This is a genomic window from Streptomyces sp. NPDC097107 (genome assembly GCF_044762405.1).
Lineage (GTDB): Bacteria > Actinomycetota > Actinomycetes > Streptomycetales > Streptomycetaceae > Streptomyces > Streptomyces thinghirensis.
In genome coordinates, this window is record NZ_JBIWEF010000022.1 from 14,998 (window position 1) to 38,564 (window position 23,567).

Consider the following 23,567-nt stretch of genomic DNA (forward strand, 5'->3'; position numbering starts at 1 on the left):
GTGCAAGAGCGCACGCTGGTACGGCGGGAGTTCGCAGCGGCGGTCACCCTCGGGAGGTGACCGCCCTGAAGGGGTCTCAGGTCCTTTGCACGGCTGTCGCTCAGGCGAGATGGCCAGCTGCAGACGCGGTGGTCGGTCAGCCCTTTCGCCTCCAGACGGCTACTCTACTGCGATGACGAAGAACCTTCAGTCCGAGTTGGTGGTTGACCTGCGAGGACGGTCGATCAATACGCTTGATGAATTCTGGGACGCTGTCATCGTGCCCTGTGGTTTGCCGAAGTGGTTTGGCCGAAACACTGATGCATGGGCGGATGCAATTCAGACGCGAGGCATCTCTGAGGTCATCGACAGTTACGATGCTTTGGTCGTCCACGTTGATAACCAGGGGATCTTCGCTGCCCGTCACCGTGAAGCCCGGGCTCTGCGACGAGCCTTCGCGGGACGTCAGTCGCGCTTGGTCGTGCACGACCCAGCGTGATCACGCTTCATTTCTTCGACGCGCCCAGTGAGCCACCCATGCGCCTGCCCCCTGCTATTCCTTCCTGGTCTTGCCAGGAGATCGCTGGGCTCCGGACCCGACACGTGGTTGCGCGCGAGCGGCCCTGCGAGTGAACCCAGAGCCTCGCCACGTACCGAGGACGACGGCCCTCTGTTCCATCAGGACCGTCGCCCTCGCCAGCGAGACTCGCCTCTACGCCCAATCCGCCAGATAGAAGATCTCCAACTGGCCACAGCCTTCGTTCAGGTCCGAGATGTCTCTCGCCAGCATCTGCAGCAGCATCACGGATCGAATAAACTCGTGAACATTCGCACCAAGAAATGCAGCGCTCGACGAAAGGACGAGCGCGACCCTGAAAGGCTCCACTGCTCCTCGACCGCGAATTATGTCCCGAAGGGCGTCCCAGTTGGCTCCATAGTAGCTGGGAGCCGAAAGGGTTTCTCCGAGCGAGATCAGCAGTTCAGCTTCACTCCGCACCCGCGCAAGGTCGACTTCTAGCACGTCAAACCCGGCACGACTCAGTTCATGCACCACATCTTCGCGTCGGCCTTCATTGAGGAAATAGGGCTCCAGGGAGATTCCGGAAACTACTTCTTCAGGGTCGACCCAGGATTCCTGGAAATCTGTCATGTCACTCACTTGACTTGGTAAAACGTCTTGTAGTGGTCACCCGTGTAGTACACCTCGCCTTTCGCGCCAAAGATGAGACGCTCCGCCCCTCTGCTCCTGCCACCGGTTGGCCATACATCGGATTCACGATAGTAGCCAGTTCGCCGCTTGGGCAGCAAGCCGGCATCGTTGGTGAACACGCCGCGCTGGAAACCCTTCCTCCCGCCCTTGACGACGCCGGGCGGCGTTTTTCCAGTCTTCTCCCAGTAGTTGATTACCTTATTGACCTGAGCGCCAAGCGGTGAGAGGCAGCGGTCGGAATTGTGTACGAGAACCGGCGTTTCACCCGCTAGCACGTAATACGTGTGCAAGTCGTCCACGGTCAGGTTATAGGTAATCGCATGGTCACTGAAGGCTTGATTGCCTGTGATGATAACAGTGCGATTGTCGTCGGTAAGCAGCGTCAATCCCGGCTTGAGATTGGCGGCCGCGATCCATCGCTGTTCCGACGGAGACCAGAACGGGTGCTCGTGCGTAGCGGTTAGCTTCTCGATACCGTCGTCGGTAGCGATGACCAGCTCATTGAAGTGCTTGTCATCTTCTGTGCGAATCAGATGGCTTACTTCTCTGGGCCCCTCTTCGCCGGTCTCGGGGTCCTTCGCCAGCACATCGTCACCCAACTGCACATCTTCAATGTCCTTGGTGGTGCCATCGGCCATAAGCACATCAGTCCCAGCGAGGAAACACTTACAGCCTCCCCCACTTGACGCTGCACCTTTTCCGGCCGCGCGGTATGCTTCGCCAGCAGCCCGACCCTCAGCGTAGGTTCGTCCAAGAGTCTCCATGAAACTCTGCCTGTTCAGGGGCATCGATTCGATGTCGTCTGAAGTCACCATCTTGGTGCAGTCAAATATGAGACAGGGGCCGAAATTGTCGATTATTTCCTCATCGATCCCGTAGAGCCACATCATCCACTTTGTGTCGTACACGGCCCCGTCGAGCGACCCTTGATACCTAATTCTTGCCTGTCGGAATTCTTCTCGACTGACTGTGCGCGAGTTTCGAACGTATGCCGCACCGCTCTCCGCGAGTCCGACCGTCGTAAAGTATGCAATAGTCGATGCGGTGTCGAGTTCTTCCTGATACGTCGGCTGCGAGTAATCGACCGACTCATTAGGTCGTCCATTGCCACGTGACCCGTCGGGGCGCTTCGGGCAGGGGGTGTCGAAACCCCGTCCGCATGCGAGACCCATTCCGCTGGGGTCGGAGAGGGTGAGCGGGTTCTGCGCCCCGTAGCTGTAACCGTTAAGAGTCTGTACTTTGTCGGTTTCCAGCAGTGGGTCGGCGCTGATGAATTGACCGGTGGCGGAGTCGTATTCGCGCGCCCCGATGTGAGTGAGGCCAGTGGTGGTGTCTCGTGTTTTGCCGAGGAAGCCCTTGTCGTCGGGCCAGGGGCCGTACTGGGGCTTGCCGCGGTCCGCGCCGAAGGGGGTGGTGTAGCGCTTGGTGAAGCTCAGGGCGCTGTCTCGGTTGACGGCCAGGTGGGAGGTGCCGTGGTGGTCGCTGACGAGGTAGGTGACCTTGGTGGTGCCGGTCTGGTTGGAGCGCATGGCGGCGGTGATGTCGCCTGCGGCGTAGTAGCGCTGGGCCCAGGTGGTGCCGTCGGCGCGGAGGTGGAGTTCGGTGGCGCCGGCGTAGAGGACGCGTTCGCCGTTCTCCGTGGTGCGGATGAGGAGGGTTCCGTCGGCGCCGTACAGGTAGTCGGTGGACTGGTCGTCCTCGGTGAGACGGGTGAGCTTGCCCTCGTCCGACCAGGTCAGATTCTGGGTGGTGTCGGCGGCGACGCCGGGGCGCTGGGTGGTGTTGCCGGTGGCGTCGTAGGTGTAGGTGCGTTCGGGGCTGGTGCAGTCGGTCTTGGTGGTGGTGCCGGTCAGGGTGTGGGGCTGGTTCTTGTTGGTGTAGCAGTAGGTGGTTTTGGTGGTGGCGGTGCTGGTGTGCTGGGTTTCGGTGGTGCGCTGGCCTGCGGTGTTGTAGGTGTAGCTGGTCCAGTAGGGGGCCGGGCCCGTCAGTGAGGTAGCACTGGGGGTGTCGGTGCACTTCTGGGAGGTGGGGGTCCAGGCTTCGGTCAGGCGCTGGTGGGCGTCGTAGGTGAAGCACTGGGTGTCGGCGCTGCTGGTGCCGCCGAGAGTCGTGCTGTCGCGGATCTGAGTGACGTTGCCGGTCTGGTCGTAGGTGTAGGCGAGGTCTTGCGGCCGGTAGGAGTGAATCTCGTCCTGGACGTAGCTGTGGGTCAGGCGGCCTGTGCCGGTCTCGAATTCATTGGCGATGAAGAGGCTGCTGGCGCCGGTGCCCAGGGTCAGCGTTTGCGGTTGGGCCAGCGCTGAGTAGTCGATGTCGGTGAGGTAGCTGCCGATCGAGGTCAGGTTGCCCAGGTCGTCGTACTTGTACGCGGTGTCCTCGTCGGGCAGACCGCCGAGCGCGGGTTCCCTGGTCCGCTGCACCGCGCCCGGGATGTTGTAGTCCGTCTCGTACTTGAGCGTGGCGGGTTGGCCCGCCTTGACGAACGGGTCACTGGCCGGCAGCCGCAGTTCGGTGCGGGTGGGGCGGCCCATGGTGTCGTGGGCGGTGACGGCCTGCGTGTAGGCGGCGCCGTTCTTGCCGCCGACGTAGCGGGTGGAGTCGGTGGGCCGGCCCTTGAGGAGGGTGTCGTAGGTGTAGCCGGTGAGCTGGTTCGCGTCGGTCTTCGAGCCTGCCCAGGTCCCGGTGGGGCGGCCCAGCTCGTCGTAGGCGCTCAGGATCGACTTGCCGCGGGAGTCGGTGGTCTTGATGACCTGGTCGAGCGCGTTGTACTGGGTGCTGGCCTTGCCCTTGTCGGGGTCGTCGGCGCTGATCTGGCGGCCGAACAGGTCGTAGCCGTAGGACCAGGTGGCACCGTCCGGCCCCGTGATGTCCTTCTGCCGGTCGTCGAGGGCGTAGGCGAACTTGGTGGAGGTGAAGGCAGCTCCGGGCCCGGTGCCGAAGTCGGCGTCAGCGGGGCTCGCGCCGGCGTAGGAGCGGGTTTCGGTCGTGCGGCCGCGGATGTCGGTGATGGTGCGCTGTGCGGAGCCGCCGTCGAGGGCGGTGGTGGCTGTGGAGTCGCCGGTGTAGCCGGTGGTGGTGGCCCACTTCTTGACGCCGTTGACGTACATCGTGCTGGTGGTGGGCCGGCCTGCTCCGTCGAAGACGGTCTCCGTCTGCTGGGGCGCTCGGCCGTACTCGGCGCGGGTGTAGGTGCCGTTGGGTGTACTGGTGCTGTCGAAGATGTCCGCGTAGGTCTCGTAGGCGAGGCCGCGGGTGTCGTACCGGGTGTCGGTCAGCAGCCGCCCGCCGTCAGGGGTCGGCGACTGGGTCTGCAGTTGCCGCAGCAGCGAGTCGTAGAGCGTGTAGCTCGTGTTGTAGGTCTCGCCGTCGTTCGTCAGCGTCGACGCCGACACCCAGGACGGCTTGGTGTTCTCGACGTGGTAGGCGAACTTGGCGTTGGGGGTCTGGTTGGCCGGGTCCCTGCTGGGGAGCCATACCGCGGTGAGGCGGCCCAGCGCGTCGTATTTCTGTTCGGTTTTCTTGGAGTTGATGTCGTAGCTGCGGTATTCCAGGCCGCGGCGGGGTTCGAGGAAGCTGACCGAGCGGTAGCCCTTGGGGTCGGTCGAGAGGGTTCGGGTGAGCGGGCCGGAGTCGGCGGGGGTGTAGGCGATGGAGGTGGTGCGCCCTGCCGTGTCGGTGACGGCCAGCGGGCGGCCCAGGGTGTCGAAGGTGGTGGTGGCGGTGGTCTGCCATCCGGACGGCAGTCGCTGTCCGTCGCTGCCGGCGGTGGCCGTGTAGCCGGTGGCGCGGCCGGTCCAGGTGGCCTGTCCCTTGGTGGGCTTCTGGGTGGCCAGCCAGGTCGTGGCGTCGGCCTTGTCGTAGACGGCCGCGGTGTCGGCGAGGACGTCACCGGATGTGGCACTGGTGGCGGGCAGGTTCAGGTTGGCGTCGGTGACCGAGCACGTCTTGGCGACGGTGCGGGTGCGGGAGACCAGGCTGGTGATGCCGACGTCCGCGTTGCGGGCGTACCAGGTGCGGGTGCAGGTTTCGTCGCCGCCCAGGCCGGCCTGGCCCCAGTCGTCGGCGGCGTACACCATGCCGAGGGCGTCGTATTTCTGACCGGTGGTGTGGGTGCGCCAGGTCTTGGAGCCGGTGAGGTAGGTGCTGGTGTAGGTGGAGGAGTTGCGGACCCACAGGGCGGTGTGGTCGGCGGCGTCCGGCACCGTCTGGGTGGCGGTGTTCTTGTAGGTGTAGTTCTTGAAGACGCTGGTGATGGGCTGGCTGCCGTTGTAGGTGACCTGCTGACGCAGGCTGCCCTTCCAGCGGTCGCTGTCGTACGGAGCGGAGAAGTCGACGTCCGTGTCGAGCAGCGGGGGCACCGTGACGGACTTGGTGGTGCCGTCCTTCTTCTTGTCGCCGTGCATGCCCTGCAGGTACAGCGATACGGTCTTGGAGCGGGTGCCGCCGGCCGCGCCTGTGTAGGCGGTGACCTGGCGGTAGCCGCGCCAGTCCGACCAGGTCCGCTCGGCCTTCGGGGTGAACGGGTCGTCGTTGTGGTGCCAGGCGGCGCCGCTGTAGGAGTAGGCGTGCTCGACGGCGGGGTTGGCGGCGGCCGGGTCGTGGACGCTGACGGCGGTGACGCGGTACTTGTGGAACCAGTCGATCGCCGCGTCCTCGGCGCCGTTGATGTGCCAGTACTGCGGGTAGCAGGAGCGGGTGTTGGTGTCCGGTGCCGCGTCCAGGACCTCGCTGCGCTTGCACTCCGGCGAGGAAAGCGTCGCCTCGGTGATCGCTCCGGTCTCGGAGGTGACGGTGGAGAGGCGGGGGCGGGTCAGGGGCAGGATGTCGTCGGTGGCGTCGACCCGGTTGGGCCGCAGGCGGTACGTGAACGAGATCGGGTCGACCGTGATGCTGGTGTCGCCGGCCTTCGCGGTCCGCTTGAGCGACTTGAGGGTGAGTACCTGGTCGGAGCTGTCGCCGATGTCACCGCCGTCCAGGTACTCCTCGGTCAGAGTCCAGGAGTCCACCGGATCGTAGGCGGTGTTGGCGGCGTCGTAGGAGAAGGTGTTGATGCCGGTCAGGCGCTTGCGGGTGAAGAAGGAGGTGCCGGCGGCGTTGCATTCGTCGTCGTCTTTGGAGCAGATCGCGTCGAACGGTACGTCGGGCCAGTTCTCCGCGGTGTCCTTGGTCAGGCTGTCGCAGTCGGATGCGGTGCAGCGTTCGGCGTAGGTGAGGGTGACCTTGGCGTCGGCCTTGTCGGTGAACAGGGCGTCGTGGCGCAGTCCGTACTCGATGCGGTTGAGGTAGCCGCCGCGGGTGTAGGAGGTGCTGGCCTTGGTGGCCTTGTTCTTCTTGTAGTAGTTCGATTCCTTGGTGTACCAGTACGTGGAGGCGTTGCCGCGGGTGTCGTCGATGTAGTCGAGGTTCCAGCGCCATGCCTGGGTCAGGGCGCGGTCGGCGAAGGCGTCGCCGGCGCTGTAGCCGGGTTCGCCGGAGTCGTCGCCGAAGACGGGGGCGGTCCAGGTGGAGTTGGTGCGCTGGGTGCCGGCGCCGTCGAGCTTGTTCTTGCCGAAGACGTACTTGGTGCCGTCGCCGGTGATGACGGTCCAGTACTCGCCGTTGTCGTCGCCGTTGTCGGCGCCGGTGGAGCGGGTCACGGTGGAGGCGTCGTCATCGGCGAGGTGCCACTTGCCGCTGTCGTCGTCCTTGAGCAGGCGGGTCGACTTGCCGTTGAGGACCAGGCTCGCGTTGTCGTACTTCCAGCACTGGTCGAAGACGTCGTCGTGTCCGTCCTCGTCGCAGGGTCCGTAGGTGCGGGTGATGTAGGACTCGGTGAGGGTGAAGCCCTCGCCCACCGTCGTGGTCTGGTTGTTGGTGGTGGCGGTGCGGCCGTCGACGCTGCCCGAGTCGTAGGACAGGGACAGGGGCGGCACGGGGCCCGCGGCTGCGGGGGGCATCGTGAAGTCGTGGGACCACGTGAAGGAGCCGGAGCTGCCGCCGGCCTGCCAGGACGAGGACTCGGACAGCTTCGTCGCCGAGTAGTCGCCCGCGCCCTTGGGGGACTGTCCCGAACCCGCGGAGGCGGCGGTGACCGCAAGTACCGTCGCGCTGGAAGCAGCGCTCCCAGCATTCAGGAGCTGGGTGGACGTGCCGTCTTCTGCGGCCTGGGCGAGGGGGACTTTCGCTGAGACGGTCTGGTTCTTGAGGTCATTGTCCGACAGCAGCGGTGTCTGCTTGCGGCATTCCGCCTTGTGCGGCGTTGTCAGCGCGCAGGCCGGCAGCTGTGTGATCCGCAGGCGCTGGGACCAGCCTCCGCCGATGGCCGAGGCGAACGTGGAGTAGTCGACGCTCAGGTCGGCCGTGCCGGGGTTCTGCGCCGCCGCCGTCAGGAGAATGCCGGTGACGCCAGCCTTGCGGGCTGCCTTCTGGTCCAGGACGGTGATCTGCGCTTCGCCGGCCGCCGTCGTAGTGGCCGCCGAGGAGCGTTGCTTGGCGACGGTCTTCGGTTCCAGCGTGACGGGGAGACCGGCCGGTGCCGCGGCGCGCTGTGTGCCGGGCTTGAGGGCGAGGGTTGCGGCACCGCTCTTGGGCCAGGCGGCTTTCTGGTCCCCGGTCGCCTGCTTGGCCTGTGCGGCGTTGGCCTTGCGCTCCTTGGCGACCTTGGCGCGTGCCTTCTTCGCGCCGGGCCCGTCGAACGCCTTGACCTTGGTCGCCTGTGTCTTGGGGACATCGGGTCTCCCCAGACCGTCCTTCTCAACGGCCTGCGCCACCTGCGCCAGGCCGGTGGGCACGACGAGCGCCAGAGCGAGCGACTGTGCCAGCAGCCGGCCGGCTCTGCGCCCTCCCCCCTCCTTGCATCGCCTTGAGGTGCCTATGCCAAAGACCATGATTCTCGCCCCACCCAGTTCCTGATTCTTGAAGAAGTTCCGCACGCCGATCGCAGCCCGCCACTGGGTCTGCCACCTCTTCGTCCGGTGGGGACAGCCGCGTAGGCGGCTGTCCCCACCGCTCGCCTCGTCAGTCGCCCACGGTTTCGCCGACCTGCTCTGGGCCGGCCATCGCGCCGGCCCAGACGCGTGCCTCGGCCACGCCGGCGGGCAGGAAGTGCTGCCAGGCGTCCTTGGAGAAGCCCTTGCCGAGGGTGAAGTCGCCCGAGCCGGCCTTCGCCGTGAATGCCTGCGGGTCCCCGTTGACGGTGCGGCTCAGATAGAGGCTGATGGTTCCCGCCGGGGCGTCGAAGACACCGGTCAGGCGGACCCTGCTGTCCATCACTGCTTCCTCGGTGGAGGAAACCGCGCTGAACGTACCGTCGGCGTTCAGCCGGCCGAAGCGCCAGTGGCCCGTCGGTACGGTCTTCTCCACCATCTCCTCTGGATCCCAGGCGGTCTTGTCCTTGCCCCGCTCGAACCAGATGCCCCAGGCCGAGCCGTCGGCGGCACGCTGGCCCAGGACCTGGCCGGTGTAGCCGACAGGCTTGGCAGCCAGCCTGGTCGAGTCGAGGGCCGTCAGGGTGGTGACCGTGAATGATCCCGTGTCGTCGACGACCGGTCCCGAGGTCGCGGCCGCGTCGTTCGTACCGTCGAACACGATTGCCCCGCCGTCCAGGGCCGCACCCCCCGTCAGGGTCAGCGTCCGGCCGTAGCCGGATATGGTGTCCGGGACGCTGGTCCCGCTGCCGCGTTCGGCCGACCAGTCGGCGACCAGTTCCACCGCCGCGCGGTCCGGCGAGTTCATCAGCCGGGCCTCGTCGGCGACCAGATCGTCGGTCAGCGCCTGCTGCCAGACGGTGACCTCGTCGATGGAGCCGGCGAAGTAGTCGGTGTAGACGTCACGCCACAGCACTCGGCCGATCTGCAGCGGTCCCTCTGCCGCCCATGCCGCGGACACCGAGTCACTGCCCTGCAGGCGGCCGTTCACGTACAGGCGGATCTGCTTCTTCGAGGCATCGTGCACGGCCGCAAGATGCGTCCACACACCCCGTGCGGCCGGTTGCTTGGCCGTCACCTTCTGCGCGCTGATGTTGCCATCGGTGGCGTCCTTGGGCGACGTGCTCAGCGTCCACGTCTCGTCCGCCTCCCGGTAGGTGAGGTAGAAGCCGCTGTAGAAGCCGCCGTCCTGGCCCACGACGGTCTGGTTGCGTGCCTCGCCGGGCTTGAGCATGGCCCAGGCGGAGACCGTGTAGGAGGCACGTGTGTCCACCACCGAAGTGCTGGTGGCGGCGTAGCCAGTGGTCCCGTTCAAGGCCAGACCCCTGTCCATGACCGGGGACTCGAACGCGTTGTCCTGGTCATCGTGGGTGATGAGACCGCGGCGGCCGCGGTCGTCGCGTGCGGCCTCCCCGTGGAGGGTCGCATCGTCGCGGCCGTCGACAGTGGCGGAGTCGACGGCCGTCCCGGATGTCTCCTTGAAGTGGTACCGGCCGACCGCATCCTCGCCGGAATCCACGAGGAAGTCGGTCACGGACTGCTCGCCCCAGCCGAGGCTGTCCTTGGCCCGCACGTACACGCGGTACAGCCCTCCGCGAGAGGGTGTGACCTTCGCCGTGGCGGTCGCGCCCTTCAGCTCGGCCGACCATGCGGCGTTGGAGGACAGTTTGTACTGGTAAGCCGTGCTTGCATCACCTGTGGCGGGCTTGAAGGTGAGGGAGGCCTCGGTTCCCGGCCCACCGCCGGCCACGCAGGCGCTGCTGGTGCACGCGGTGTACGGGCTGGCGATGGTGACCTGTGGGGCCTTCGGCGGCATCGAGTCGACTCGGAAGTAGCAGTAGCCCTTGGAGGCGGCGCTGCTCAAGTGGTTGGAGCCGTAGTACGACCAGGTCCACGCGTGGTAGCGGTAGAGCTTGCCGTCAGCCAGTTTCGACCAGGTCAGTGACAGGGCCCGCCCGTCGCCGACGTAGCCGGTGGAAGGGCTCAGCGAGCCGTTGCCCGGGCTGACGTCCGTCCAGGTCTTGTCGGAGTTCTGCACGTCGACGTCGAAGTAGACCCGCAGCTGGGCGCCCCTCTCCCCGCCCGACTCCGTCTGCGCGGTGGCCTTCAGCAGGGGCGTGGGGTCCGACACGATCGCTGGGTCGCTCTCGGTCTCTTCACAGACCGGGGCCGTGCTGGTCCCGCCTCCCTGCAAGCCCACACCGGTGGGCTTGCCCGGCAGCCCGACGAAGTCGACGGCGAGCACGGCGTCGTTCTTGAACCGCTTCCACGCCGAGGTGTCCGACTCGTCGTGCGCCCGGATCTCCAGAGTCAGCCGGGAGAACCTGCCCGCGGCGAAATCCCGCACGGTCGAGGTGAGGTTCTCGTTCGTTTCCTCGGGGTTGTCGTTGAACTCGATCGGCGCGTCCGGCGAGTCCGGATCACACAGCGAGCCGCGGCCGGCCGACACCCACCGGTCCCCCATCCAGTCCAGCTCCTTCGGCCGCGACGACCAGGTGGTGGAGGACGAGATGTTGTTGGTGCGGACCAAGTCCACCCAGCGCGGATCGCATTGGAACGCCCACGGCTCCGTGACCCGGAAGGTGGCGTCGAGGACCTTCTTCCCCTTCAGCTGGGCCGGGGAGAACTCGAAGTACAGCTTCTGCACATAGCCGGGGCCGCAGTAGTAGCCGGCCCAGGAACCGCACTTGCCCGCGCCCTTGCCCATCCCGTCGCTGCCGTTGCCCCAGCCGTACGACTCGTAGCCGTCGCTGCGCAGCAGCGTTCGTTCCGACTCGTCCCAACTCACCGGAGGGTCGATGAAGACCGGAAAGTCCGCCTCGTCGGTCGAGGTCAGCATGCCGGTGTCCGGGATGACCGACAAGGAGTCCTCGTCAACCTCGACGTCCAGGCGGGCCACCGTGTCGCCCTGTCCCGGTTCCAGGCCGGAGCCGGAGGGCGCGCTCTCCGCCGGGTCTGACGGAAGACCCTGAGCTGCCCCTGGGCTGTCAGCCGCCTGCACCGTGACCAGCTGCGGCTGCGTGCCGGCGGTGCTGTTCTGGCCCGCGGAGTCCCACATCCGGGCCGGCGGAGACCTGAACACCGTGGTGCCGTTGCCGTCCACCGCGGCAAGGTTGCCCGCCGCGCCCTTGGTGACTGTCAGGTTCTCCGTATCCAGGGCGAAGGTCAGCTTTTCCAGTTCCTCGCTCGCCGCCGCCTCCGGGCTCTTCACCGCGAGGAGGTACTTGAAGCTCTCCGAGGTGGCAGTGACCTGCAGGTCAACGTCCGGAAGCACGTCCGGGTAGACCGCACTGGAGCCGTCCAGGCGTGGGGCAGGAAGCGTTCCCGGCCAGTCCAGGGCCAGGGACCGCCCCTCGTCCTCGATCCGCGCCAGCGGGCCGGCGTCACCACCGCCGGAGAACGTCATCTGCACGGCGGCGCCCTTCGGGGCGACGGTGCCGTCCGCCCGCTTCTCCAGTGTGGGGTCGGGTGCCTTCCAGCCGCCGCCGGAGGCCGGAACACGAACCGGCACCGCCGATTCCTCGAGCGTGAACGTGGAACCGTCCGGGTTGGCGAACACCGTCGTCCGGGCTGTGCGCTCCCCGGTCACCTCCACACGCCGACCGGACTCCCGCGCCGCCTCGAGAGCCTTCTGCCCCTCCGACAGCGGCGGGGCGGCGGGCTCATCGCCGGCCGCGTGGACCACCGGACCAGGTACAAGCGTCGCAATCACCGCCGCGCACACCGCCGCGGTCATACCCGCGGCGGTGCTGAGACCACGTCTTCCGCGAGGTTCTCCCGCACGGCCCTTCAGCCCGGGCCGCGCTTTCCGCCCGCCCCGCAATCGGGTCCACATTCCCGCCACACCCCACCTACAAGATTCACAAAGTAGCCAGGGGTAACTAACGCCTTAACAGAAGGCCAGGTCAACGGGCAGGAAACGGACATCAACACGCCAAGTTCCGGAAGGTCATGTGAAGAAGCCGACGTTTACTCAGGGTTGTACGGAAGAAGATCACATCTCCACATCCGTACAGACACACCAAGATCAACAAGATCGCTGACCGAACAAGCGCCCTGGCGGGGCCGTCGTCGTCATCCGGTTGCCGGCCCACTGGTGAACCGGCGACCACCATCCCGACCGCCAAGAGGCCGACTGCGACAGCCAGCGCCACCAGCGGCGCGGCAACAGGCCACACCAGCTGAACCGACGGCCTACGGAACGGACGCGAGTGGGATACCTGAGGCGGCGGGAGGGGGCACATCGGCACCGGTGGGTGTTCAGGGGCCGCCGATACTGGTCCGGCAGGCGGCTGCGTGGCGTCTGGAAGCTTCGGCGGAGACGGTGGCGGGCCGTGCCGGTACTTCGGCGGACCGCTGGTCACGCTCCAGGGTCCGCGTTCGGCTTCCTGACGTTTGGCGTGTGTTCCCGGGCGAGGCGGCGGTGTCTTCGTCTTGATGGCCGTGCTGGGCTCCTCCAGCACGGCCATCAAGACGAAGACGAAGGCAGGCCGGAATTCGGTGTGTTGTGCGGCCGTGTGGGGGTGGGAGACCGTCCAGACCTTCGCCCAGGAGGCCACTTCGCCGCTCCAGTCCTTCTCCGTCACCGTTGCACTCGAGCGCCGAGAAGTACCCAGTTGATCAAACTGACGGAAGTGCCCTGAAACCCGCAGCTCAGGGCGTTCTTCCCAGGTGGCTGGCCTAGGCGTGGTCTCGCGCGGCATACTCGACGCATGGCTGGCATCGAGATCGACGACACCACCGCGGACGCCCTGCGGGCCCTGGCCGACGCGGCGGGGCTGCCCCTGGACGCCTACCTCGCGCAGGTCGCCGAGGAGAAGCGGCGCGAGCGCGCGCTGGCCGACGGCGCGGAGATCTTCCGGCAGGTCACCAGCGACCCCGAAACGGCCGCCGCGTTCGACGCTGAGTACGGTGGCCCCGCGCCGGCCCGGACCGCCCCGCGGGCGGCCTGACCTGTGCCTGCCGAGTACTACGTCGACTACCGGTGGTTCCTGGAACGCCAGGCTGAGCTGCTGGACGATCTCGCGGTCAACGACTACTCCGTCTTCGTCGCCCTGGCCGCACGGCACAAGGTCGACCCGCCCCGGCACGACCAGCACCACCCGGACGCCTTCTGGCGTGCGGCCGTGATGCTGGAAGAATGCGTCCTGCTCCGGCCACTGCCCGCTCGTAACGAGTTGTACGGCTTCGGCGTGGCCGTGGCCTACCTCGGGATCCACGGGGAGCGGGTGAACACCAAGTTCGAGGCCTGGCGGGACCTGATCGCCGACATCACCGCCCTGCGTCTCGACTCGTTCGCCGTCGCCGAACGCCTGCGCTCACTGCGCCTGCCGGCGGCCTGACCTCGCTGTCGCCCTCCCCCACTTCCGGGCTTTCCGCGGGTGGTCAGAGGCAGAGGCCAGGGTAGAGGCGAGAGCCGGGGCGTGTTTCCGCCGCGGGCACGGACCATCCCCCGCGGATACGGGGAGCAGGCGGTGACCAGGCCGCCAAGGTCGCCCTTGAAGGGACCGTCCCCGCGGGTGCGGGAAGCAGACGCCGTCCGTCGTGGCCAGCACCTTCACGTCGGGACCATCCCCGCGGGTGCGGGGCGCATGCTGTCTGGCCTGCGAGTTTATGGGTGTAAGGGCGCGCTTTCGACGGTTTTCGCGGTTTCCGGCTTCGGGACGCGGGAGATTGGCCGGCCTGTAGCGCGTTCCGCGCTGACGCCGCATGCTCTGGTGTTCTTCTTCGCCAGTGCCCGTGGCGCCCGGAGTCCCTGGCCCCACGCCTCGGCGCAGGCCCCGGCACGGTCTGCCGGATGCCGGGGGCCGCGGAGAACGGACGGGTGCGTTACTGAACGCTGGTGCGGGCCACGTCCTGCAGTTGGCCGGGGCTCACCGGTTCCTGCGTTGCGTCGTGGGTCAGCTCGAGTCCGTCGCCGGTGCTGTCCACCCGCCAGACGGCGCCGTGCCGGTTCTCCCACTCGACGAAGCTGCCGGGAGCGCCGTCGAGCAGCTCCAGCTCCCGCACCAGCGTGTCCAGGGGAGCGAAGCCGCGGGCGTCGCCCTTGCTCATGCTCTGGGTACGGGTGTTGTCGTAGCGCATCTTGACGAACGGCACCTCGGTACGGTCGAGCTTGTTCGGCTGGAGCATTTTGCGGAACCTGCCCCAGGCCTCTTCCTCGTTCTCGCTGCCGGAGATCTCACTGGCGTAGGCGGGGAAGACGGCGTAGGTGACCGCGGACAGCTCCGGGTTCTCGGTGGCGTGGTAGCCGTGCACCTCGGCTGTCACCACCCCCACGGTGTCGAACTCCGTCCCGTCGTGGTGGAAGCCGCCGATGGCCACCAGGGGTCGCCTCTGTTCCACGAAGGTGTCGTCATGGGCGCGCGCGTGGGCGAGCAGTGCCGTGACGAGCGCCTCGTCGTAGCGGCCACGTACGTTGACCTGCAGGTTGTGCCGGCCGTCGGTGGAGAGTGCGGCGGTGAAGGTGAACATCGGGTTCGGCGACCACCGCCACGCGGATGCCAGACCGGGAACGGGAGCGGCGCCGGGCATGGCGGAGAGGACGGATTCAGGGTTCATGAGGGTGGCTCCTGTGCTCGGGGCGGGGGCCCTAGCTGCATGAGTAGAGGGTGGGGTGGACATCCTGGCGGTAGGTGGCGTCCATGAGCGCACCGCCGCGGGAGTTTTCGCTTCTCGTCATGGGCTCCATGTTGTCGGGGTGGTTGTAGAAGTCGTTGCGGGTGGCCCGGTCGGAACGGTAGCCCGTCTGGTTCCAGTGATCGACCACCGGTGTCAGGTGCTCGTACGTGAGCTGGTTGAACGGGATGATCTCGCCCGCTGAGTTGCGCCAGGTCAGATCGGACCTGGGAGTGCGTTCCATGATCTGACGGCCCTGGGAGTCGAGCCGTCCGGTGGGCCGCATCGGTGTGCCGCCCTGGGCGATGCCCTCGTCGGTCCATGCGGCGGCCATGGCGTCATGGGTGGACTGGCGATAGCTGCCGGGGTACTCGCTGTCACGGTTGTGGGTCTGTGCGGGCGAGTTCGGGTCGCTCTCCCACCGGCCGCGCTGGCCGCGGATGCGGATGAGGCCCAGCGGGTCGAGGAGGAGGAGCGGGTTGGTGACGTAGGCGTAGTCGTTCGGGTCCGGGGCCAGGCCCAGCGGATCGGCGCTGATGTAGCGCGCGGTCTCCGGGTCGTAGTAGCGGAAGTAGTTGTAGTTCCAGCCGGTCTCGGCGTCCGCGTACTGGCCGGGGAAGCGCAGGGGGCAGTCGGCCTCCGGGGCGGGGGACGGTACGCCGGCCGGTCGGCCCCAGGCCGTGAATCTGCGGTGCCAGACGATGCGGCCGTCCGGTGAGACGAGTTCGGTCGGCGTTCCGACGAGGTCGGTGACGATGGCGTAGAAGCGGGCGTCGATGTCGCCCGGGTCGCTTCCGTTTCCGCTGCCGGTGGCGTCCGCTGCCGGCCGTTCCCGGCCGCCGGTCACTGTCTGGGCGACGGGCCGGTAGGAACCCGGCGCGTAGTCCCAGGTGGTGACGATGCCGTCGGTCTCGATCTGTTCGGCGAGGCGCGTTCCGTCCCAGCTGAACGTCGTCTCCTCCAGCACGTCCCCGCCGGTGCCGAGGCGCTGTTTGCCGACCCGCCGGCCGTCCGGATCGTAGGTGTAGCGCCACTCGGATCCGTCCGGCGTGACGGTCCGGACCAAGCGGTCCTCCGGGCTCCACCCGTAGTGGGAGGTGCGCCGTCCCCCACTGAGGAGACGGACGGTCTTGCGGATCAGACGTCCCTGGCCGTCGTAGGTGAAGGTGGTGCGTCCGGCACGGTGCAGTCTGGTTCCGTCGAACTCGCGCGGCTCCGGGTCCGCGGTGCCTGCGTGCGGGGAGGCGGCAACGAGGTTGCCCGCACGGTCGTACCCGTACCTCTCCTCACGGTCGGCGGTCCTGACTGCGGTCAACCGGCCGACCGGATCCACGTCGAACCGGCGGCTCTCGCCGAGCAGCTCGTCGATCTCCCTGAGCGCTCCGTCGAGGTCGTACTCGTAGGTGCGGTGCTGGAGCAGCTCACCGCCCACGTCGCCGCTGCCGCGGCCCGGGGTGGTCACCGACTGCGCGGTCAGCCGGCCGGAGCCGTCCCAGTTCTGGTGGAGCACGGCTGCTGTACCGAGAGTCCTGCGGACCTCACGCTGGGCGGTGTCGTAGTCGAAGCGCAGTTGGCTGCCGGCGCCGCTCAAGGTCTGCGGGTGGCCCGTCGCCTCGTAGGTCCAGGTCGAGGTGATGCCTGAGGGAGTGCGTCGGCTGATGCGGCGGCCGAGGGCGTCGTAGGTGTAGGTGGTGGTCCGGCCGTTGACCGTCTCGGTCAGGGTGCGGCCCATGGAGTCGTAGGTGCGTTCGACCGTGGTGTCGCGGTTGGCCGCGCGGAGCAGTGAGCCGGCGCTGTCGTACGCGTAGGTGGTGACCTCGTCCGCCGTGCGGTACTGGCGTGGCCGGCCGAGCAGGTCCACGGTCACGTCCGTGGTCTGTCCGGCGCCATTGGTCCACGACGTACGCTGCCCGGCCGCGTCGTGGGTGTAGGTGAGCGTGCGGCCGTTGAAGTCCGTCTCCCGGATCAGGCGGTTGGCCTCGTTGTAGGCGTACTCCCAAGTACGGCCGTCCGGGTCGTGAACACCGGTCAGATTCAGTTCTGTGTCGTAGGCGAACGTGTAGCGGCGGCCGTCCGGTGTGGTGCGGGAGGTCGGCTGGTGGAAGTGGGTGAACCCGTACGTGGTGACCGCGTCGTTGCGGGCCGTGTGGGAGGCGAGGTTGCCTTCGCCGTCCCAGCTCCAGGCCTCCGTCGCGCCGTCCGGGAAGGTGCGCCACGAGGCCAGTCCTTCGACGGTCCAGCCGAATCGGTCGGTGGCGCCGGCGGCGTCGGTCACCGCGGTCACGCGTCCGAAGGAGTCGCACCGCGCTCTGGTCGTCCGGCCCTCCGGGTCGGTGAGGGCCAGCGGCAGGCCGGCCGGGTCGGTCTGGATGTGCCGGGTGTGGCCGAGCGCGTCGGTGACCGAGACGGGCCGCCCCATGGCGTCATAGCCGTAGCGGGTGGTCGCGCCGGACGGGTCGGTGACGGACAGGCGATTGCCTCGCTCGTCGTAGGTGTAGCTCCAGAACGACCCGTCGGGGTCCGTGAGCCGGCGGGTGCGGCCTGCCTCGTCGTACTCGGCCCGGATCGAGCTGAGGTCGGGCCTGACCACCTCGACCAGGTGACCGGCCGCGTCGAAGACCTGGCGAGTGGAGCGGCCCAGCGGGTCGGTCCAGGAGACCAGGCGGCCGTTCTCGTCCCACTCCCGGCGGGTCGAGGCCCCAAGGGGATCGGTGACCTGGACGAGTTGCAGACGCTCGTCGAACCGGTAAGTGGTGGCCCGGCCCAGGGAGTTTCGGTACGTGTTGACGCGCGCCGCGTCGTCGTAGGTGAGGGAGCAGTCCAGGAAGCCGTCCGCTCCCCTGCCGGCCGTGACCCGGTGCCGCTCGTCGTAGGTGTAGCGGTACCAGCCGCCGTTGCGGTCGGTCCAGCTGGTGATGCGGGACTCGGCGTCGTAGGTGAGCTGGAAGTCCCGTCCCTGCCCGTCGGAGACGGTGCGGAGATCACCCTCCGCGTCGTAGCCGTAGCGTCGCACCACCGCCCACGGTGAGTGGGCTTCCGCGCCGTAGCCGTCTTCTGGGGCACTGAGAACGCTCAGGGACGTGACCCGGCCCTGTTCTGTGGCGATGGCCACCCGGTATCCGCCCGAGTGGCGCATTTCGGCGAGGTGGCCCGCCTCGTCGTAGAGGAAGTCGATGCGGTGCCCGTTACGGTCGGTGATCGCGGTGAGGGGCAGGGTGTAGGCGGGGGCGTCAGCGTCGGGCCGTGTGCCGGGAGTGAAGTGGTGCGTCCGTCCGGTCTCGTCGTCGTGGACGGTGATCGTGCCTGCGTCGTCACCGTTCCATGTCAGAGGGCGGCGAGGTCCCTCCAGAGGCAGGGTCGCGGTGCGGGGCCCCGGAATCGGATAGGCAAGGAGCATGCCGTCCTCGGTGGCGAACACCACCCCCTGATCGTCTATCTCCAGGCGCTGGTCCAGTGTCGAGGCCCAACTCGCCCCGAAGCAGCGTCCCCAGCGGTAGGTGGAGACGTGGGTACGCCGGATGATCAGCGGCAGGAGCCCGCCGAGTTCCAGGTCCATCTGTTCCATGAGCATCTCGCCGGACACCATGTCGATCGGGTCGCCGCCCCGGCACCGGCCCTTGTAGGGCTTGGCTTTCGCGAGAAGATCCTTGGCGCCCGAGCGCAACGTCTTCAGGCCGCCCCGCACGGCGGTGGCCATCCCCTTCATGCCCTTGGCGATGGCGCCGAGGGAGGTGAGGCCCTTGACTCCGGGTATGCAGTCCAGGGCCGCCAACCCCACGTCCCACAGGGACGCCTGTCCTTTGCGATATTTGTTGAGGGTGTCTGCAAGGACGACCAGTGCGGCCACGACGACGATCGCGGCGAGGATCGGCCCGCCGATGATCATCGCGACGATGCCGACGACCGCGACGACGACCTTGCAGACCGCGACGATCGAGTCCCAGTTGTCAGTGAACCAGTCGCCGATGTCCTCCCACCACGACCGGTTCTGAATACCGGCGTCGGACGCCTCGTCGATCTTGTTCTTGGCGTCGCGGGCGGCGTCCTCGCGCATCTTGCGCGCGTCCGCGGCCATCTTCTTCGCCGCGTCCAGCGCGCTCTGTGCGGAGTCGACGGCCGACTGGGCTTTGGTCTGCGCGGTCTCGGCGTGCTGGACGTCACGGGTGGCGGCGCGGACCTTGGCCTCGTCCGGCTTGTCGGCGTCCGACTTGCCGCCGGTCGGGTCGTCCTTGTACTTGTCGGCCTCCTTCGACGCCCGCGTCACCCAGGAATCGGCCGAGGACAGTTTCGACTGCGCCGACGACAGGTCCTCGCGGGCCTCCCGCGCCTTCACCAGGGCCTTGTCCGCCAGGGCCTGCGCCCGCTCCAGCTTCGGCCAGAAGTCGGCGAGGGCGTCGCCGCACATGCCGTAGGACTTCTCGAGCTTCTTCAGGTTCTTCGGTACGCCCGAGAACTCCTCCTTGAAGACGGTGGCCGACTTGCCCGCCCACTCCGCGAGCGTGGACTCCCCCGCCATGCCCTTCACCAGACGCAACGCGTCCGACACGTCGTCCGCGAAGTCGTGCAGGGTCTTGGCGAGCGTGCGTACCCGTTGCGGGTCGCCGGGGGTCGGGTCCTTGTCCAGGTCCAGGACATGCCAATCCGTCGGCCTGTGGCCCACCATCACGCAACCCCCGTCGAAACCTGCCGGTGACATCAACAACTCATGTGCACACGTGAACTTACTAGGCACAGAAGTTCGAGGAGAAGGGGCTCCTCGCATCCGGAGCCACCGCCTCGCAGAGGCCATGTCCGGAAGGGCCGATCAGCATGGCGGTGTCGTGCGGGCAGGCGTGGCCGAATACTTGGGAGCCGGGGTGACGGTGGATCAGTCCGGTGCGGGTGGGGTGTGCCGTGGTCGCTGTGGGTCTACAGACGGAGACTGGTTCGCCATCCCTGCGGGTGCGGGGAGCAAGCGGCGGTCCGCTGGGCCCACCGGCCGGTCATGGGACCATCCCCGCGGGTGCGGGGAGCAGGACTAGGGTCTCGTCCGAGGGCGGGCCCCACAGGGGCCATCCCCGCGGGTGCGGGGAGAAGACTGCTTGATCTGCGAGCTTACGGTTGCAGAGGCGTGCTTCCAATGACTTTCAATGATTCCGGCAAATGAGACATCCGGCGGCGATTGACTCCAGAGGCAAGCAGGATTGACCGACCAGCCTCCTGCGGAACGTCACCGCGACCGGTACGGCATGAACGCGCCCTGCGTGGAGCCCGTACACGGTTGTCGCACCGCACCACCAAGAGGGTCCGCAAAGGCTCGCCGGCGCGGCCCGCCGCGGACGTCGACGTCGACAAGTGGACGACGCTGAGGACTCCCCGTCCCGGAAGTCGTGTACGTGGGGCCCGTTGAAGCCGCCGAGCACGATCCGTTCCCGGCGGTGCCGGGTGGTGCCCCGCCCCGGCCCGGAGAAGGTGGGCGGGGCTGACAGAGAACCGACCGGCGACGAAGAACCCCGCCCCACGGGGGAGGAGCGGGGTCCGTCCGTGCCCCGCGGAGCCGAGCGCGGGTACTGTTCTGGTGTCGAAGCAGAACAGGAGCCAGTATGCACGCTCTGCCTGAAGACCACACCGGGATGCGGATCGCGCGTCTGCGCCGGGAACGACACCTCACCCAGAGGGCCCTCGCCGACCTGTCGAACGTGCCGTACAGCACGTTGACGAAGACCGAACAGGGCATCCTCCCCGCCACCCCACATGTGATCGGCGCGTGCGCCCGAGCGCTGCGCGTGGAGGTCGCCACGATCGTCGGTCAGCCCTACGCGAGCGACCTGCGCGCCGACGAACTCGACGTCCTGATAAGGCCCATCCGGGAGGCCCTGGACGTCTACGACCTCGGCCCCGACCCCGACATCCGGCCCCGGCGTCCCGAGGAGTTGCGGGACGAGGCGGAGAAGCTGTGCGCGGCCGTCCGCGCCGGAGAGATCAAGCAGACCGCCGGCAACGTCGCCGGCCTCATCGAGGAGGCCACGACCGCGGCTCACGCGAACGGCACCACCGAGGGCTGGCTGACGCTCGCGTCGTTCTACCGGACGGCGTACGACGTCGCGGCCAAGCTCGGCTTCCCCGACCTGGCCCAGCTCTCCCTGGCCCGCATGGACTGGGCCGCTCAACGCGGCTCCGACGCCGTCCTCGGCGGCATGTACCAGTACCTCCGTGCGCTGACGTACCTGCGTGAGGGCAAGTACCGCACGGGCCAGCGCCTCGTCACGCTCGGACTGTCCACGCTCGAGCAGGCGGAGACCACCCGTGAACGCAGGGTCGTCACTGGGCAGTTGCACCTCGGTGGGGCGGTGATGGCCGGCCGGGCACACAACCGGGACCAGGCCCTCACCCACCTGGGTGAGGCCAAGCGGATCGCCGACGGGACCGGCGAGTCCGTCAAGGTGCACTGGCTCGCCTTCGGGCCGACCAATGTGAAGGTACACCGCGTGTCCGTCCTGGCCGAGCTGGACGAGTACGGCAAGGCCGTCGACGCCACGGACGGTCTGACCATCCCCCAGGACTGGCCGAAGTCGAGGACCAGCCACCACTTCGCCGAGGTCGCCCGCGCCCAGATGTGGACCGGGAAGCTCGATGCGTCGTTCCAGAGTCTGCTGCGGGCCCGCAAGGCAGCCCCGCAGCAGGCCAAGTACCACCCGACGGTGCGGGAGACGTACGCCGGCCTGGAGGCCGCGCACCGTCGTCTGCCGGAGAGCTTCCTGTCGTACGGCTCCTGGCTCGGCTCCACGGCAGCACACTGATCAACGGCGTCACGTACGGTCAACCATTGGCCCCGGCTATCACCAACTCGTGATAGTTGGGGCCTTGTTGTGTCAGCACCATGTCGTCACTGGCCGATTGCGACATGGAGCCGACCATGACGACGAACCTTGCGGAACAGGGGCACAACCGTCGACGCGCCCCCGCCCCCGCCGATGGACCGAGAAGCCACGCAGGCCCCCCGCCATGGCTCGAGGTCTCCCTCGCGCGCCGCCCCGCCTCTGACGGTGGCGGCGGCATGGCGGAGGCGGACGCCGCCTGGCCGCGACGACTGCGTCGGCTCGTCCGCGCGAGTCTCACCCACTGGCGACGCCCCGACCTGGTGGAGACGGCGGAACTGCTGCTCACGGAACTCGCGACCAACGCCCTGCGCCACGCACACGGCCCGGACATCGGTGTCCGGGTGCAGCTCCAGGACGACCACCTCGTGATCGAGGTGAACGACGGCTCCCCTCTCGTCCCCGTGCCGCGCTGCGCCGGTCCCGACGACGAGAACGGGCGCGGGTTGCTCCTTGTCGAGGCGCTCGCCGGCGCGTGGGGCGTCAGCGCGGACGGCACGACGACCTGGTGCACCGTCCCCCTGACCGACGGGCCCTGTGAGACGGACCCCATCGCGGCGACCGCGCCGGTCTTGCGCGAGGTACAGCTCGACCTGCCCCCGGACTCCAGCGCCTCGACGATCGCCCGCATCTCCGGCCGGACCCGGCTCACGGTGCTGAACTGGCCCGGGAACGTCCACGCCGCGACCGACGTTCTCGGCTGCCTCGTCGACAACGTGGCCGAACACGGCTCGGCCGCCGCCGGTGAGACCGGGCAGGGACTCTCCGTCCGGCTCAGTGTCACCGAGGCCCACGAACTGCTCATCGACGTCACGGACCCCGACCCGACGTTCCCGGACTTCACCGATGCCGTGGACGGCGCCGTGGGGCGCAGCCTGTGGAACGCCCGGCAGCTCGGAGCCCGGCTCTCCTGGTTCATCGCCTCCGACAGCGCGGGCAAGACGGTACGCGCCACGATGAACGCCGGCCGGGTGCCCCTGTGACCGCGGCCGACGCGCCGGGGAACGCCGCGGGCAGGCCGATGGCGCCGTATGTGACGCCGTGGACGGGCGAAAGCGTTCTTGCCGCGTCCGTGACGGTCACCGCGTCCGGTGTCGCCTACGCCGACCCCGCCCTGGACGCTCACGCGCGTGACCTGGACGGCGTGCTGTGGGCTCTGTGCGCCGGCACGGCAACCGGGCGGCCCGAGTATGCGGCCGAGCTGCACCCCGGCCGGCAGCGGATCGCGATGGAGGGCCTCCTGTGCGCGGGCTGCGGGAAACCGGCCGCCCGTGACGACCGCGGCATGCTGTGGGTCCTGCCGCTCCTCGACGGCATCGTGGACGGGCCCTGGGAGGACGTGCGCTCCGTGACTCCGCCCATGTGCGAACCCTGCGCCGAGGCCGCGCCGATGCTGTGCCCGCGCCTGCGCAAAGGGCATGTGCGGCTCCGGGTGCGCGAGGCCGAGCTGATCGGCGTCCGCGGGACGCTCCACCCCCGCCCTGGCGCCCCTGGTCCCCCGGACTCCGACGCTCTGGTCCGCCACGACTCCCCCGAGACACCGTTCGTCATCGCCCGTCAGGCCGTGCGCGAACTGCGCCGCACCACCGTGTCCGCCTTCCTCGCCCCCGCACCCTGACCCCTCTCCGGCGGCCCGGCGGCCCGGTGGCCCGGTGGCCCGACTGGTCCGTCGGACAGTCACCGGACAGGCCCGCGCGCGGTGCCCGCGTTGTGCGCTGCACGTGTCATCGGCAGCGCACAACGGGGGTCCCGCGGACTCCCCCGCCCCCTCCACGGGCGGCCGACTCTTCAAGGAGCTCAGCCATGACCACTGCCACTACGCCACTCACTACCGACACGACCGGCACGCTCAAGGTCCCGCTCTCCGACGAGTGGGTGCTGGACACCACTATCACGCGGACCCCGACCCCGATCGTCGAGGCCTGCGGCACCAACGACGGGTGCGCCCCGAGTTGCGCCTCGTCCTGCACGTCGAGCTGACCCGGCAGTCCGCTGGTG

The 23,567-nt window shown here is 68.2% G+C and carries 12 protein-coding genes; 7 read left to right on the forward strand and 5 right to left on the reverse strand.

The window, feature by feature from the left end:
- Positions 1-172: 172 nt before the first annotated feature.
- Positions 173-478 (forward strand): barstar family protein, encoded by a 306-nt coding sequence (locus ACIQ1J_RS33730; RefSeq protein ID WP_403562944.1) that lies wholly within the window; start codon positions 173-175, stop codon positions 476-478.
- A gap of 213 nt (positions 479-691) precedes the next feature.
- Here the strand turns inward: ACIQ1J_RS33730 and ACIQ1J_RS33735 are convergent, their stop codons facing one another.
- The 3 genes from ACIQ1J_RS33735 to ACIQ1J_RS33745 all read right to left on the reverse strand — a co-directional run bounded on the left by ACIQ1J_RS33735 (position 692) and on the right by ACIQ1J_RS33745 (position 11,830).
- Entirely contained in the window at positions 692-1,129 is a 438-nt protein-coding gene (locus ACIQ1J_RS33735) for a barstar family protein (RefSeq protein ID WP_403562946.1), read from the reverse strand.
- Positions 1,130-1,134: 5 nt separating this feature from the next.
- Positions 1,135-8,055, reverse strand: coding sequence for a polymorphic toxin-type HINT domain-containing protein (locus ACIQ1J_RS33740; RefSeq protein ID WP_403562948.1), 6,921 nt, complete (start codon positions 8,053-8,055; stop codon positions 1,135-1,137).
- Positions 8,056-8,185: 130 nt separating this feature from the next.
- Positions 8,186-11,830 (reverse strand): LamG domain-containing protein, encoded by a 3,645-nt coding sequence (locus ACIQ1J_RS33745; protein ID WP_403562950.1) that lies wholly within the window; start codon positions 11,828-11,830, stop codon positions 8,186-8,188.
- 976 nt (positions 11,831-12,806) lie between these two features.
- Here ACIQ1J_RS33745 and ACIQ1J_RS33750 point away from each other — a divergent pair.
- Positions 12,807-13,046: an antitoxin MazE7 gene (locus ACIQ1J_RS33750; protein ID WP_376675340.1), complete on the forward strand. Its 240-nt coding sequence runs from the start codon at positions 12,807-12,809 to the stop codon at positions 13,044-13,046.
- 3 nt (positions 13,047-13,049) lie between these two features.
- On the forward strand, positions 13,050-13,436 hold the full coding sequence (locus ACIQ1J_RS33755) for a toxin Doc (protein ID WP_403562952.1): 387 nt from the start codon (positions 13,050-13,052) through the stop codon (positions 13,434-13,436).
- 487 nt (positions 13,437-13,923) lie between these two features.
- Here the strand turns inward: ACIQ1J_RS33755 and ACIQ1J_RS33760 are convergent, their stop codons facing one another.
- Together ACIQ1J_RS33760 and ACIQ1J_RS33765 are read right to left on the reverse strand one after the other, a co-directional pair.
- Positions 13,924-14,655 carry a hypothetical protein gene (locus ACIQ1J_RS33760; protein WP_403562954.1) on the reverse strand — a complete coding sequence of 244 codons (732 nt, stop codon included), beginning with the start codon at positions 14,653-14,655 and terminating at the stop codon, positions 13,924-13,926.
- Between the two features lie 31 nt (positions 14,656-14,686).
- Entirely contained in the window at positions 14,687-19,375 is a 4,689-nt protein-coding gene (locus ACIQ1J_RS33765; RefSeq protein ID WP_403562956.1) for an RHS repeat-associated core domain-containing protein, read from the reverse strand.
- Between the two features lie 919 nt (positions 19,376-20,294).
- Here ACIQ1J_RS33765 and ACIQ1J_RS33770 point away from each other — a divergent pair.
- The 4 genes from ACIQ1J_RS33770 to ACIQ1J_RS33785 all read left to right on the forward strand — a co-directional run bounded on the left by ACIQ1J_RS33770 (position 20,295) and on the right by ACIQ1J_RS33785 (position 23,549).
- The gene (locus tag ACIQ1J_RS33770) at positions 20,295-21,491 is read left to right on the forward strand and encodes a helix-turn-helix domain-containing protein (RefSeq protein WP_403562958.1); all 1,197 of its coding nucleotides are present in this window, start codon (positions 20,295-20,297) and stop codon (positions 21,489-21,491) included.
- Between the two features lie 257 nt (positions 21,492-21,748).
- Complete coding sequence (locus tag ACIQ1J_RS33775) at positions 21,749-22,552, forward strand: ATP-binding protein (RefSeq protein WP_403562960.1); 804 nt, start codon at positions 21,749-21,751, stop codon at positions 22,550-22,552.
- Positions 22,549-23,187: a hypothetical protein gene (locus ACIQ1J_RS33780; RefSeq protein WP_403562962.1), complete on the forward strand. Its 639-nt coding sequence runs from the start codon at positions 22,549-22,551 to the stop codon at positions 23,185-23,187. Before ACIQ1J_RS33775 ends, ACIQ1J_RS33780 begins: the two co-directional genes overlap by 4 nt.
- Positions 23,188-23,372: 185 nt before the next feature.
- Positions 23,373-23,549 (forward strand): FxLD family lantipeptide, encoded by a 177-nt coding sequence (locus tag ACIQ1J_RS33785; protein WP_403562964.1) that lies wholly within the window; start codon positions 23,373-23,375, stop codon positions 23,547-23,549.
- The last annotated feature ends 18 nt before the right edge of the window (positions 23,550-23,567 follow it).

Bases quoted from the DNA above. Each gene is read 5' to 3' on its own strand.
- ACIQ1J_RS33785 (WP_403562964.1), top strand. From the start codon at position 23,373: ATGACCACTGCCACTACGCCACTCACTACCGACACGACCGGCACGCTC.
- ACIQ1J_RS33730 (WP_403562944.1), top strand. From the start codon at position 173: ATGACGAAGAACCTTCAGTCCGAGTTGGTGGTTGACCTGCGAGGACGG.
- ACIQ1J_RS33775 (WP_403562960.1), top strand. From the start codon at position 21,749: ATGGCGGAGGCGGACGCCGCCTGGCCGCGACGACTGCGTCGGCTCGTC.
- ACIQ1J_RS33765 (WP_403562956.1), bottom strand. From the start codon at position 19,375: ATGGTGGGCCACAGGCCGACGGATTGGCATGTCCTGGACCTGGACAAG.
- ACIQ1J_RS33735 (WP_403562946.1), bottom strand. From the start codon at position 1,129: ATGACAGATTTCCAGGAATCCTGGGTCGACCCTGAAGAAGTAGTTTCC.
- ACIQ1J_RS33770 (WP_403562958.1), top strand. From the start codon at position 20,295: ATGCACGCTCTGCCTGAAGACCACACCGGGATGCGGATCGCGCGTCTG.
- ACIQ1J_RS33750 (WP_376675340.1), top strand. From the start codon at position 12,807: ATGGCTGGCATCGAGATCGACGACACCACCGCGGACGCCCTGCGGGCC.
- ACIQ1J_RS33740 (WP_403562948.1), bottom strand. From the start codon at position 8,055: ATGGTCTTTGGCATAGGCACCTCAAGGCGATGCAAGGAGGGGGGAGGG.
- ACIQ1J_RS33745 (WP_403562950.1), bottom strand. From the start codon at position 11,830: ATGACCGCGGCGGTGTGCGCGGCGGTGATTGCGACGCTTGTACCTGGT.
- ACIQ1J_RS33760 (WP_403562954.1), bottom strand. From the start codon at position 14,655: ATGAACCCTGAATCCGTCCTCTCCGCCATGCCCGGCGCCGCTCCCGTT.